Here is a 13115-nt window from a genome sequence, read left to right as displayed (position 1 = left end):
CGGGCGGGGCAGCACGTCGCGCGGATCGTCCACCGTGTGCCCGTCGGCGCAGCGCAGCTCGACGCGCACCGGGGCGCCGCAGTCACGATGCCCGACACTGAGCGCCGAACCCTCGGCGTCGGCCAGGTACCGGTCACCCCACCCGAGCACGGCGACAAGCACCGGCCAGAGGGCCAGACCCTTCTCCGTCAGCCGGTACTCGTGGCGCAGCCGGCTGCCGGGCTCCCGGTACGGCTCACGACGCAGCACTCCCCGCTCGACGAGCACGGCCAGCCGGTTGGTGAGGACCTGACGCGGAATCCCGGTGCGGACCCGCATGTCGTCGAAGCGTCGTACGCCGCTGAAGACCTCGCGCAGCACCACCATGGTCCACCGCTCACCGAGGATCTCCATCGCGCGGGCGATGGTGCAGTTCTCCACCGACCAGTCAAGTGCCGCGGGTGTCATCCGACCAGGCTAGGTCTCATTGACAGACTCAGCAACGGGCTGCCACGCTGCGTCCATGACACAGACCCAGGAGCCGGCGCGCAGCCGTACCTTCACCTGGTCCGACCCGGCGGCCAACGCCGCGCAGATCGGTCGGCGCAGCGGCATCGACCTGCTCCGCGCGATGATCGCCGGAGAGCTGGCCGCACCCCCGGTGATGCACCTGATCGACATGGCGCGGATGGAGGCCGACGAGGGGCGGGTCGCCGTCGAGCTGGTCCCGCAGGAGTTCCACTACAACCCGCTGGGCACCGTCCACGGCGGCGTCATCTCGACCCTGCTGGACACCGCCGCCGCCTGTGCCGTGCACACCACGCTGCCCGCCGGGGTCGGCTACACCTCGCTGGATCTGAACGTGAAGTTCCTGCGCCCGGTCACCGTCGACAGCGGCACGCTGCGCTGCGAGGGCACGGTGCTGCAACGCGGTCGCCGCACGGCCCTGGCCGAGGCCCGCCTGACGGACGCGGGAAACCGCCTGATCGCCCACGCGACAAGCACCTGCCTCCTCTTCCCCCTCAACCCCGCCTAACCCACCCCCACATTCGCGCTGATCATGGGGTTGACGGACGATTCAGAGATCGAATGAACCGCCAACCTCATGATCAACAGGCGCCAGGGGGTGGGGGGTGGGGGTGGGGGTGGGGGGGTTAGCGGAGGGCTAGGCGGGCTGCTCGGGCGTCGCGCTTCTCCTCGAAGCGGGCCGCCGCGTTCTCCAGCGCGTCGAGCTGGGCTGCCAGCTGTTCGCGGGCGGCTTCGCCGTCGGCGTCGAGGCCCGTCACGTTGAAGACGTCCCACTGGCGCAGCACCGGCTGCAGCACCTCGTCGCGGTGCTGGCGCAGGTCGTAGATGCCGGCGAGGGCGATCGCCACCGACTTGCGGGCGAAGCCGTCGATGCCGTTGCCCGGCATCTGGAAGTTGGCCACCACGTCGGCGACGGCCCGCATGGCCTGGTTCGGGGCCAGCTCGAAGGCGGCGGCGAGCAGGTTGCGGTAGAAGACCATGTGCAGGTTCTCGTCCGCCGCGACCCGGGCCAGCAGCGCCTCGCAGGCGGGGTCGCCGGTGGCCTTGCCGGTGTTGCGGTGCGAGATGCGGGTGGCCAGCTCCTGGAACGAGACGTACGCCAGCGAGTGCAGCACCTCGTCGTCGTGCACGTTGACGTAGCCGGCGGACATGTGGGTCATCCGGGCGCGCTCCAGCGCCACCGGGTCCACCGCCCGCGTGACGGTCAGGTAGTCGCGGATGGCGGTGCCGTGCCGGCCCTCCTCCGCGGTCCACCGGTGCACCCACGTGCCCCACGCGCCGTCGCGGCCGAACAGGGTCGCGATCTCGTGGTGGTACGAGGGCAGGTTGTCCTCGGTCAGCAGGTTCACGATGAGCGCGGTGCGGGCGACGTCCGGGATGGTCGAGTCGGTCGGCGACCACGCCTCACCGTTGAGCGGCCCGTCGAACGTGCGACCCTCGCTCCACGGCACGTACTCGTGCGGGAACCACTCCTTCGCGAGCGAGAGGTGGCGGTCCAGGTTGCGCGCGACTACCGGCTCCAGCTCGACGAGCAGGGCGGTCTGGCTCAGTGTGGTGCTCACGGTCACGAGTAACTCCCTACGGTGGCGTAACTTACGCTACCGTAGGTCCCCGCGGCCGTACGCGCCAGTCGTGACACTCAACCGATCGCCGGCTTCAGGTCCTGCCGGGGCGGCGCCCACTCCTCGGCGTCGGCCGTGACCTGCTCACCCGAGCGGATGTCCTTCACCTCGTCCGGCGCGCCGTCGGCCCCCGGGAACCAGACGTACGGGATGCCGCGCCGCTCGGCGTAGCGGATCTGCTTGCCGAACTTCGCGGCGCTCGGGGACACCTCGGTGGCGATGCCCCGCCGGCGCAGCGCCGACGCGATCCGGCCACTGGCGGGGCGGTGCTCCTCGTCGGCCAGGGCCACCAGGACGCAGGTGGGCACCGAACGGGAGACCGACAGCTCTCCCGCGCCGAAGAGCAGCCCGAGCAGCCGGGTCACGCCGATCGAGATGCCCACCCCGGGGTACGACGTCGCGCCGGCGCTGGCCAGGTTGTCGTAGCGGCCGCCCGAGCAGATCGACCCGAACCGCTCGTACCCGCGCAGCTGGGTCTCGTAGACGGTGCCGGTGTAGTAGTCCAGGCCACGGGCGATGCGCAGGTCGGCCACGCAGAGACCCGGCGCGTGCTCGGCGGCGGTCTGCACCACCCCGACCAGTTCGTCGATGCCCTCGTCCAGCAGCGGGTCGCTGACCCCGAGCGCGCGTACGGCGTCGGCGAAGGAGGGGTCCGGCGCGGAGATCTCGGCCAGCGACAGGCACGCCTTGGCCTGCGCCTCGCTCGCCCCGGCGGTCTCGGCCAGCAGCTCGGCCACCTTCGCCGGGCCGATCTTGTCGAGCTTGTCGACGGTGCGCAGCGCCGCCTCCGGGTCGGTCACCCCGATGCCCCGGAAGAAGCCCTCCCAGATCTTGCGGTTGTTGACCTGGATGGTCACCGGCGGGATCGGCAGGGCGCGCAGCGCGTCCCCGATCACGAGGGGCATCTCCCCCTCGTGGTGCGGGGCCAGGGTGTCCCGGTCGACGATGTCGATGTCGGCCTGGACGAACTCCCGGTAGCGCCCCTCCTGCGGCCGCTCGCCCCGCCACACCTTCTGGATCTGGTAGCGGCGGAAGGGGAAGGTCAGCTTGCCGGCGTTCTCCAACACGTAGCGGGCGAACGGCACGGTCAGGTCGAAGTGCAGGCCGAGCTGGTCGTCGCCACCGGACCCCTCGGCGTCGGCGTGCAGCCGCCGGATCACGTAGACCTCCTTGGAGGTCTCGCCCTTGCGCAGCAACTGGTCCAGCGGCTCCACGGAGCGGGTCTCCAGCGGCGCGAACCCGTACAGCTCGAAGGTGTTCCGGATCTTGTCGAGCACGAACTGCTCGATCATCCGCTGACCGGGGGTCCACTCCGGGAAACCGGAGATGGGCGTGGGCTTGCTCATCGGCGTACTCCTTGCGATCCCGCGCCCGCGGCGCGGCGGTGTCGTGGGTCCGCGCGCGGCGCGGACGAAAGATCTAGAGGCCCCGGGTGGGAGCGGCAGGCGTCGTGCCGGCCACCTCGATGAGGTACGGGTTGCTGACGCGCTCACGGCCGATGGTGGTGCCGGGCCCGTGGCCGGGCAGCACGACTGTGTCGTCGGCCAGCGGGAGGATCTTGTCGCGCAGGCTGGTGAGCATCGCCGGCATGCTGCCGCCGGGCAGGTCGGTGCGGCCGATCGAGCCGGCGAAGAGGACGTCGCCGGAGAGGCAGATCTCGTCGGCCTCCCAGCCCGACCCGGCGCCGGGAAGCCGGAACAGCACCGACCCACCGGTATGGCCCGGGGCGTGGTCGACGGCGATCTCCAGGCCGGCGAGCGTGAGGGTGGCGCCGTCGGTCAGCTCGGCCACGTCCTCCGGCTCGGTGTAGGTCAGCCGACCACCGAAGAGCGAGGTCAGGTCGGTCGACAGGCCCTTGGCCGGGTCGGCGAGCATCTCCCGGTCGCCGGGGTGCACGTACGCGGTGATCCCGCGCGCGCCGCAGACCGGCGCCACCGAGAACGTGTGGTCCAGGTGGCCGTGGGTGAGCAGCACGGCGGCCGGATGCAGGCGGTGCTCGGCGAGCAGCGCGTCGAGCTGGTCGAGCACCCCGATGCCGGGATCGACCACCACGCACTGCTCCCCCGGCGCGGTGGCGACCACATAGCAGTTGGTGCCGAAGGCGTCCGCGGGAAAGCCGGCCACGAGCACGGGCGCTGTCCTCTCCGTCGAGCTGTCGTCCTGCCCAGCAGCCTAACCGGCGGCGCGAGGGCGTTTGCCGCGTCCGCCCCCGAGGCCCCATCCGACACAGTGACATCGCACGATATGGGCTGCTGACGGCGGGGTGGACCTCGTACACCACATTCCCAGTCACTAGCCGTACACTCTGGCGGGCGTGTGGCGTGGCACACGCGACGCCCGGACGGGCCGGGGTACCCGGCCGCCGGTGACGACCAGGCAGAGGAAAGGGGAGCACCTGTGGCTTCCAGCAGGGACCGGCAGCGCAAACTGGCGCGGGCCAAGCTCGACCGGCAGATGGCTCGCCGGGCCGCCGCCACGCGGCGCCGCCGGCAGATCCAGGCCGGTGTCGGCGCCTTCCTGGTCCTCGCGGTGATCGTGGCCGGCTCGGCCTGGGCGCTCGGGGCGTTCGACTCCGACCCGAAGAAGGACACGGCAGCCGGGGACACCTGCCTCTGGACGCCGCAGGACGCGAGCGCCAACACCAACCTCAAGGACGTGGGCACGCCGGCGACCAAGGACCTGCCGACCGACGGCACCCGGGCGATGACTGTCACCACCAACCAGGGCGCGCCGATCACCGCCGAGCTGAACCTGGCCAACTCCCCGTGCGCCGCGGCGAGCATCGCCCACCTGTCCAGCCGGTCGTTCTACGACAACACCAAGTGCCACGAGATCACCGCCGACGGCGCGCTGCGCTGCGGTGACCCGAGCGGCACCGGCCTCGGCGGGCCGACCTACTCGTTCTACGACGAGGACGTGCCGACCGTGCCGTCGGCCTCGCCGTCGGCCACCCCGGCGCCCGGTCAGCCGCCGACGTACCCCAAGGGAACTGTGGCGATGATCTCCAACCCGCCGGGCGCCAACGGCAGCCAGTTCCTGATCTTCTTCAAGGACTTCACGACCACGGACCCGAAGTACCCGGTGATCGGCAAGGTGACCGGTGGACTCGACGTGGTGGAGAAGATCGGCGCCCAGCCGACCGTGGACAATGGGACCGGGGCCAAGGTCAAGCCCAAGACCGACGTGGTGATCCAGAGCCTCACGGTCGGCGAGCCGGTCACCGGCGCGGCACCGGCCACGTCCGGCGCACCGGCCACCAGCCCGAGCGCCGGCTGACCGGTCGGCCCCATCCCACCCGAGCGGCACCCCACAGCAAACAGCCAGGAGGATCCAGGCGTGACGTCCACCAGAGAGCGGCAGCGCGCGGCGGCACGCGCCCGACTCGAGAAGGAGATGGCCGAGCGCTCGGCCAAGGCCCGCAAGAGCCGCCAGACGCGGGCGATCGTCGGCGCGGCCGCCGTGCTGGTGCTCGTGGTCGCCGGCACCGTCTGGCTGGCCACGACCCTCGGCGGCGACGACGACAAGGCCGGCAACGCCGCGTCGGCGCCCGGCGCGTCCGAGTGCGCCTACACCGCGATGCCCTCCGAGCAGCGGCCCCCGCAGATCAAGGACGTCGGGGTGCCGAGCAACCAGCAGTCGGCCACGGGCGTGCAGACCATGACGATCACCACCAACCTGGGCCCGATCACGGCGAAGGTCGACCGGTCGAAGGTGCCCTGCACGGCGGGAGCCTTCTCGCTCCTCGCGGAGAAGAACTTCTTCGACAACACCAAGTGCCACCGCCTGGTGACCGAGGGCATCAAGGTGCTGCAGTGCGGTGACCCGAGCGCCACCGGCAAGGGCTGGCGGGACACCGACGGTACGGGTGGCCCGAGCTTCCGGATGGCGGAGGAGAACCTGCCCACCGACAAGCGCCCGCCGTACCCGGAGGGCGTCATCGCGATGGCCAAGTCGCAGGATCCGGGCACGACCGGCAGCCAGTTCTTCATCGTCTACGGCGACTCGCCGCTGGACCCGGCGTACACGGTGCTGGGCACCGTCACCGGCGGCATGGACATCGTCAAGGACGTGGCCAAGGCCGGCGACGACGGGGCGTTCGCCCAGCAGGCCGGTGGCGGCCACCCGAAGAAGGAGGTCGTGATCACCGACCTCACGATGAGCGCGCCGCAGGGCTGACACCCGCACGAGACGACGAAGCGCCCGCCGGCTGAGCCGGCGGGCGCTCTCGTGTGTGGGGTACGGGGCTCAGGCGCCCGAGGTGACCCGGTACGCGTCGAAGACCCCGTCGACCTTGCGGACGGTGGCCAGCAGGTGGCCCAGGTGCTTCGGGTCGGCCATCTCGAAGCTGAACCGGCTCACCGCCACCCGGTCGCGGGTGGTGGTGACCGTCGCGGACAGGATGTTCACCCGCTCGTCGGAGAGCACCCGGGTGACGTCGGCGAGCAGCTTGTGCCGGTCCAGTGCCTCGACCTGGATCGCCACCAGGAACGTGGAGGCGGACGTGAGCTTCCAGCTCACCTCGACGACCCGCTCGGCCTGCGCCCGCAGGTCCTCGGCGTTGGCGCAGTCGTCGCGGTGCACGCTCACCCCGCCGGAGCGGGTGACGAAGCCGAACACCGAGTCCGGTGGGACCGGGGTGCAGCAGCGGGCCAGCTTGATCCAGACGTCGCTGACGCCACGGACCACCACGCCGGGGTCGCTGCTGCTCTGCCGGCTGCGCGGCGGCCGGGTGGCGACGGCGGTCTCGGCGATGTCCTCCGCCGCGCCCTCCTCGCCGCCGTACGCGGCCATCAGCTTCTGCACCACCGACTGCGCGGAGACCTGACTGTCGCCGACCGCCGCGTACAGCGACGCCACGTCGGCGAGGTGCAGGTCCCGGGCGATCGACATGAGCGCGTCGGACGTGAGCATCCGCTGCAACGGCATGCCCTGCTTGCGCATCGCCTTGACGATCGCGTCCTTGCCGGCCTCGATCGCCTCCTCGCGCCGCTCCTTGTTGAAGTACTGGCGGATCTTCGTCCGGGCGCGCGGGCTCTTGACGAAGCCCAGCCAGTCCTGCGTGGGGCCGGCCGTCTCCGACTTCGACGTGAAGATCTCGATCACGTCGCCGTTGGACAGCGTCGACTCCAGGGGCACCAGCTTGCCGTTGACCCGCGCGCCGATGCACTTGTGCCCCACCTCGGTGTGCACCGCGTACGCGAAGTCCACAGGCGTCGACCCGGTCGGCAGCGGGATGACGTCACCCTTGGGGGTGAAGACGTACACCTCCTGGCTGGACAGGTCGAAGCGCAGCGCGTCGAGGAACTCGCTCGGGTCGGCGGCCTCCCGCTGCCAGTCCAGCAACTGCCGCAGCCAGGTCATCTCGTCGATGTGCGCCGGCGGGCCGACGATCTGGGTGCCCTTGTGCTCCTTGTACTTCCAGTGCGCGGCGATGCCGAACTCGGCGGTGCGGTGCATCGCGTACGTGCGGATCTGCATCTCCACCGGCTTGCCGGTGGGCCCGATGACGGTCGTGTGCAACGACTGGTACATGTTGAACTTGGGCATGGCGATGTAGTCCTTGAACCGCCCCGGCACCGGCTGCCAGTTGGCGTGGATCACGCCGAGCGCCGCGTAGCAGTCCCGCACGGTGTCGACAAGGATCCGGACGCCGACCAGGTCGTAGATGTCGTTGAAGTCGCGACCCCGCACGATCATCTTCTGGTAGATCGAGTAGAGGTGCTTCGGCCGACCGGTCGTCTCCGCCTTGATCTTGGCGGCCTTCAGGTCGGTGCCGACCTTCTGGGTGACCTGCCGCAGCAGCGACTCCCGCTGCGGCTGGTGCTCCCCGATCAGCCGGTTGATCTCCTCGTAGCGCTTCGGGAACAGGGTCCCGAAGGCCAGGTCCTCCAGCTCCCACTTGATCGTGTTCATACCGAGCCGGTGGGCCAGCGGCGCCAGGATCTCCAGCGTCTCCTTGGCCTTCTGCTCCTGCTTGGGGCGGGGCAGGAAGGTCAACGTCCGCATGTTGTGCAGCCGGTCGGCCAGCTTGATCACCAACACCCGCGGGTCCTTGGCCATCGCCACGACCATCTTGCGGATCGTCTCGGCCTTGGCCGCGTCGCCCAGCTTGACCTTGTCCAGCTTCGTGACGCCGTCGACAAGCAGGGCGACCTCGCCGCCGAAGTCGGCGCGCATCGCGTCGAGGGTGTATTCGGTGTCCTCGATGGTGTCGTGCAGCAGGGCGGCGACGAGCGTGGTGGTGTCCATCCCCAGGTTGCCCAGGATGGTGGCGACGGCGAGCGGGTGGGTGATGTACGGGTCGCCGGACTTGCGGTACTGCCCCGAGTGCCACCGCGCGGCCGTGTCGAAGGCGCGCTGCAGCAGCCGCGCGTCGGCCTTCGGGTGGTTCTCCCGGTGACTCGCGATCAGCGGCTCAAGCACCTCGCTGACCTGCGAGGTCTGCCAGGGCGCGTTGAACCGGGCCAGCCGGGCGCGCACCCGCCGCCCGGTGGGCGCGTTGGACAACCCGAAGCCACCGCTCGGCGACGGGTCGACGCCGGAGTCGGTCGGGAACGGGACAACGACCCCGTCGGCGCCCGGGGACGCCTCGGTGGGGGCGCTCGCCGTGACCTCGGTCGCAGCCGTCGCGCCGTCGGCAGGAGCCCTGCCGGAGCCGTTGTCGGTGCCCGTCACCCGGGCCGGCGCGTCGCCGTTCCGGTCGGTCACCGAGCCGTCAGCGTCGCCTGTCGGGTGCACCGTGCCCTCCGCCGGAGGGACGACATCGTGGGACACCGGCCTCCTCACCGCTCGCCGGAAAACACCGGCCGAACATCGGCCGGCCTGATCTCGCGTCGCCGGACGGTGTACCGCCGGCGTCAGCAAAGGGCAATGCTACCCGCACGGACGGTCGGGTGCCGCTCCGCCGGACGGTCGGCGTGACCTCCGCCCGACGGGCCGGGATCAAACGGTCAGCAGGGCATGGACCGGTCGTGGGGCCAGCCGCTCGCGCGCTCCCAGGAAGCCGAGCTCCAGCAGCACGGTGAAGCCCGTGACCGTCCCGCCGGCCCGCTCGACGAGGTCAAGCGTCGCCTCCGCGGTGCCGCCGGTAGCCAGCACGTCGTCGACGACAAGCACCCGGTGGCCGGCGGTGAAGGCGTCCTCGTGCACCTCCAGGGTCGCCTCGCCGTACTCCAGGGCGTACGACACCGAGTGCGCCGGGCGGGGCAGCTTGCCGGCCTTGCGCACCGGCACCACGCCCACCCCGGCCGCGTACGCGACGGCCGCCGCGACGACGAACCCGCGCGCCTCGATGCCCACCACCACGTCGAAGCCGTCCCGCCCGTGGTACGCGACGATCCCGTCGACCACCTCGCGGAACGCCTTCCCGTCGGCGAACAGCGGCATCAGGTCCTTGAACAGGACACCCGGCTTGGGAAAGTCCGGCACGTCCAGCACCCGGCTGGCCACCAACCGGGCGGCCTCCGGGCCGCTGTCCCCGCGCGCCGCGGTGCTGTGGGTCTCCGTCACGGCTGTTCCGCTTCCCTTCCAACGACGACGGCGTCCGGCGATGCTGCTCGCACAGCATGCCGGACGCCGTTCGGGCGTTTCCTCCCGGGTCGGCCCCGGGGGCCGATCAGCGCCGCTTGGCGCCACCCGGCCGGTTACCGCCGCCGCCGGGGCGACCACCCCGGGCGCCGGTCGGCCGCTTGCCCGCCGGCCGTGCGCCCACCTTCGGGGCGGCGCCGGCCAGCGCGGCGGAGTCGGGATCGAGCGGCGCGTCGGCCACCTCGCCCTCGACCGGGGCCGGGGCGCCCTTGCCGACGACCTCGCCACGGCCCAGCGTGCCACGACGGGCCTGCACCCGCTTGTTGTGCGCCTGGATGCGGGGGTCGTAGTTCTTCAGCAGCGCCAGCAGCGGCGTCGCCACCAGGATGGAGGTCAGGAACGCCACCGCCATACCGACGAACAGCACCAGGCCGAGGTCCTTCAGCGTGCCGGCGCCGAGCAGACCGGCGCCGATGAAGAGCAGACCACCGACGGGCAGCAGGGCCACCACGGAGGTGTTCAGCGACCGCATGAGGCTCTGGTTGACGGCCAGGTTGGCCGCCTCGCCGTACGTCATGTTGTTGTTGGCGGTGATGCCCCGCGTGTTCTCCTGCACCTTGTCGAAGACCACCACCACGTCGTAGAGCGCGAAGCCCAGGATCGTGAGGAAACCGATGATCGTCGACGGCGTGACCTCGAAGCCGACAAGCGAGTAGATGCCGGCGGTGAGGATGAGGTTCGTGAACAGCGACGCCACCGCGGCGACCGCCATTCGCCACTCGAAGCGCAGGATCAGATAGACCATCACCAGCGCGATGAAGATGACCAGACCGAGCACCGCCCGCGAGGTGACCTGGCTGCCCCACGCCTCGCTTACCTGGTTGCCGCTGATCTGGTCCGCGCTGATGCCGAACCGCTTGGCGATGTCGGCCTTGACCGCGGTGGTCTGCTCCGCGCTGAGCTGACTGGTACGCAGCTCGTACGAGTCGCCGCCGGTGCCGCCGACCTTCTGCGCGGTCACCACCTCGGCGCCGCCACCCTCGGCCGCGAGCGCGCCGTTGACCTGCTCCTCGGCCTGGTTGAGGGTGCCGACGCTTGCCGGCACCTGGAACGAGTTACCGCCGGCGAACTCGATGCCGAGGCTGAACCCGCGGATCGAGACGCTCAGGATCGCGATCAGGATCAGGATCCCGGCGACGCCGAACCAGAGCTTGCGCCGACCGACGACGTTGAGACCGGCCTCGCCGTTGTAGAGGCGGCTCGCCAAACCGTTCTGAGCCATCTCAGGCCTCCTTGGCGCGCGGGTTGCGGGGCTGAGTCTGCTGGCTGCGGGCCGGAAGCGCCCGGCCCAGGCCGCTGACCCGCGGGGACAGGAACGCCCGGGTCCGGGCGAACATGGTCATGATCGGGTGCCGGAAGAGGAAGACCACGACCAGGTCCAGCACCGTGGCCAGGCCGAGGGCGAACGCGAAGCCCTTGACCGTGCCGACCGACACCACGTAGAGCACCACCGCGGAGAGCAGGGTGATCGCGTTGGCCGAGATGATCGTCCGGCGGGCGCGGATCCAGGCGCGGGGCACCGCGCTGCGTGGGCTGCGCCCCTCCCGGATCTCGTCCTTGAGTCGTTCGAAGTAGATGACGAACGAGTCCGCCGCCACACCGAGCGAGACGATCATGCCGGCGATGCCGGCGAGCGTGAGCGTGAAGCCGATCTGTCGGCCGAGCACCACAAGCGCGCCGAAGACGAGCAGCGCGGACAGGATCAGGCTCAGGAAGATCACCGAGCCGAGCAGCCGGTAGTAGAAGAACGCGTAGATGATGACCAGCAGCATGCCGATGCCGGCCGCCAGCAGACCAGCCCGCAGGTGGCTGGCGCCCAGGGTCGCCGTGACGTTCTGCGACTCCTGCGCCTTGAAGGTCACCGGCAGCGCGCCGTAGCGGAGCTGGCTGGCGAGCGCGCTGGCGTCCTTCTGGTTGAAGCTGCCGGTGATCTGGGAGTTGCCGGTCAGCACACCCTGGATCTCCGGGGAGGAGACGATCTCGTTGTCCAGCACGACGGCCACGCGGCACTTGCCGTCCTGACCGAGAGCGCTCGCGTCGCAGGCCTGGCCCTCGTTGGTGAACGCCTCGCGGGTCAACGCGGTCCACTTGGCCTGGCCGTCACCTGTGAAGTCGAGGCTGACCACCCAGGCGTTGGTCTGGTCGAGCACCGCGTCGGCGTCGTCCACGTCGGTGCCCTCGACCTTGGCCTGGTCGAGCAGGTACTTCGAGGCGCCGCCCTCGCAGGACACGACCTGCTGCTTGGCGTCGGAGATCGACGCCGGGGGACGCTTGTCGAGCTGCGCGCAGCCGATCGTCGGCACGTTGAACTGCATCTGCGCCGGCAGTACGGCGACCTCCTGCGGCGACAGCGCGCTGAACGGCTTCAGCTTGTCGCCCAGCGACGGGTCGGCGCTCAGGTCGGCGGGGGCCTGCAGAGCGCTGGCGGCCTGCCAGGCGGCGGCACCGACCTTCTGCTCGACGGCCTTGCGCTGCTCCTCGACGCTCGCCGACACCGGCTCGGCGCTGGCGGACGGCGCGGCGGCACTCGCCGAAGCCGAGGCAGAGGCCGCGGGGGTCGGCGTGGCGCTGGCGGACGGCGCGGGCGCCATCCCTCCCTGCCCACCGCTGGCCGACGGGCTCACCTTCGGCGCGCCGCTGCCCGACGGGATAGCCGAGGGGGCGCCGGAGGGGGTGACGCTGCCCGGCGGGGCCGCCGTGGCGGCCGGCGGCGCGGCGGCCGTCCCGCTGCCGTCGGCGGCCTTGAGCACCTTGCGGAAGCGCAGCTCGGCGGCGCTGCCCACCTCGTCGAGGTTCCGGTTCTCACCGGGCAGGGAGATGACGATGTTCCGGTTGCCCTCGGTGACCACCTCGGCCTCGGCCACGCCGAGCCCGTTGACCCGGTTCTCGATGATCTGCCGGGCCTCCTCAAGGTTCTCGGCAGTCGGGGGCTTGCCGTCGACGTTGTTGGTCGCCTCCAGCGTCATCCGGGTGCCGCCGATCAGGTCCAGGCCGAGCTTGGGCTCAAGCCGGTCCTTGAAGCTGCCGCTGGCGCCGCCCGAGAAGAACACCAAAAGATAGAGGACGACGAAGATGAACCCGAGCACGGCGAGCTGCCGGCCGGGCCGCATCTGTCCCTGAGGTGGTGCCACGGTTGTCCTGTCTCCCTGTACGGTCGCGCCGCTGCGCGCGGCGGCGGCGAGTGTCGGGCCGGGGGTCCCGGCCAACGGGTCTGACCTGGCCGGCGGGGGTGCCGGCACGCTGGCCGGACGCGCCGGCGTGGGACGCCGACGGTCACGGGAACGTGCCGATGCCCGGCGTCGACCCAACTATCCAGTTTTCACGTCGCGTCCGCTGCCCCGTCGGGCGCGGTGGCTCCGAGCGCCGGTCGCCTGGCCGTACGCCAGAACCGTCGCCCGG

General features: G+C 71.1%; 11 protein-coding genes. 3 read left to right on the top strand and 8 right to left on the bottom strand.

Annotated features, from left to right (window positions below; all coding sequences use genetic code 11):
• Nucleotides 1–447: winged helix-turn-helix transcriptional regulator (locus tag MILUP08_RS35860; RefSeq protein WP_039905910.1), on the bottom strand; the 447-nt coding region annotated here is incomplete at its 3' end.
• A gap of 55 nt (nt 448–502) precedes the next feature.
• On the opposite strand from MILUP08_RS35860, the gene MILUP08_RS13025 reads away from it, so the two are divergent.
• Nucleotides 503–1015 carry a PaaI family thioesterase gene (locus MILUP08_RS13025; protein WP_007458288.1) on the top strand — a complete coding sequence of 171 codons (513 nt, stop codon included), beginning with the start codon at nt 503–505 and terminating at the stop codon, nt 1013–1015.
• Nucleotides 1016–1133: 118 nt separating this feature from the next.
• On the opposite strand, the gene MILUP08_RS13020 is transcribed toward MILUP08_RS13025, so the two are convergent.
• From MILUP08_RS13020 to MILUP08_RS13010, 3 genes are all read right to left on the bottom strand, one after another.
• Nucleotides 1134–2075: an acyl-ACP desaturase gene (locus MILUP08_RS13020; RefSeq protein WP_007458287.1), complete on the bottom strand. Its 942-nt coding sequence runs from the start codon at nt 2073–2075 to the stop codon at nt 1134–1136.
• Nucleotides 2076–2146: 71 nt separating this feature from the next.
• Nucleotides 2147–3475 carry a histidine--tRNA ligase gene (gene hisS / locus MILUP08_RS13015; RefSeq protein ID WP_007458286.1) on the bottom strand — a complete coding sequence of 443 codons (1329 nt, stop codon included), beginning with the start codon at nt 3473–3475 and terminating at the stop codon, nt 2147–2149.
• A gap of 73 nt (nt 3476–3548) precedes the next feature.
• Complete coding sequence (locus MILUP08_RS13010; protein WP_007458284.1) at nt 3549–4259, bottom strand: MBL fold metallo-hydrolase; 711 nt, start codon at nt 4257–4259, stop codon at nt 3549–3551.
• A 267-nt stretch (nt 4260–4526) separates the two neighbouring features.
• On the opposite strand from MILUP08_RS13010, the gene MILUP08_RS13005 reads away from it, so the two are divergent.
• Nucleotides 4527–5405, top strand: a complete 879-nt coding sequence (locus tag MILUP08_RS13005; RefSeq protein WP_007458282.1) for a peptidylprolyl isomerase — start codon at nt 4527–4529, stop codon at nt 5403–5405.
• A 60-nt stretch (nt 5406–5465) separates the two neighbouring features.
• Nucleotides 5466–6305 (top strand): peptidylprolyl isomerase, encoded by an 840-nt coding sequence (locus MILUP08_RS13000; RefSeq protein ID WP_007458281.1) that lies wholly within the window; start codon nt 5466–5468, stop codon nt 6303–6305.
• Nucleotides 6306–6374: 69 nt separating this feature from the next.
• Here the strand turns inward: MILUP08_RS13000 and MILUP08_RS12995 are convergent, their stop codons facing one another.
• From MILUP08_RS12995 to secD, 4 genes are all read right to left on the bottom strand, one after another.
• Nucleotides 6375–8903 carry a RelA/SpoT family protein gene (locus MILUP08_RS12995; protein ID WP_007458279.1) on the bottom strand — a complete coding sequence of 843 codons (2529 nt, stop codon included), beginning with the start codon at nt 8901–8903 and terminating at the stop codon, nt 6375–6377.
• 168 nt (nt 8904–9071) lie between these two features.
• On the bottom strand, nt 9072–9638 hold the full coding sequence (locus MILUP08_RS12990) for an adenine phosphoribosyltransferase (RefSeq protein WP_007458278.1): 567 nt from the start codon (nt 9636–9638) through the stop codon (nt 9072–9074).
• 106 nt (nt 9639–9744) lie between these two features.
• Complete coding sequence (gene secF, locus MILUP08_RS12985) at nt 9745–10938, bottom strand: protein translocase subunit SecF (protein WP_007458276.1); 1194 nt, start codon at nt 10936–10938, stop codon at nt 9745–9747.
• Nucleotide 10939: 1 nt separating this feature from the next.
• On the bottom strand, nt 10940–12847 hold the full coding sequence (secD, locus tag MILUP08_RS12980; RefSeq protein ID WP_007458275.1) for a protein translocase subunit SecD: 1908 nt from the start codon (nt 12845–12847) through the stop codon (nt 10940–10942).
• Between the last annotated feature and the right edge of the window lie 268 nt (nt 12848–13115).

This window comes from Micromonospora lupini str. Lupac 08 (assembly GCF_000297395.2).
Classification (GTDB): domain Bacteria; phylum Actinomycetota; class Actinomycetes; order Mycobacteriales; family Micromonosporaceae; genus Micromonospora; species Micromonospora lupini.
Note: the sequence above shows the minus strand (reverse complement) of the source record. Positions and strands in the feature narration are given on the sequence as shown.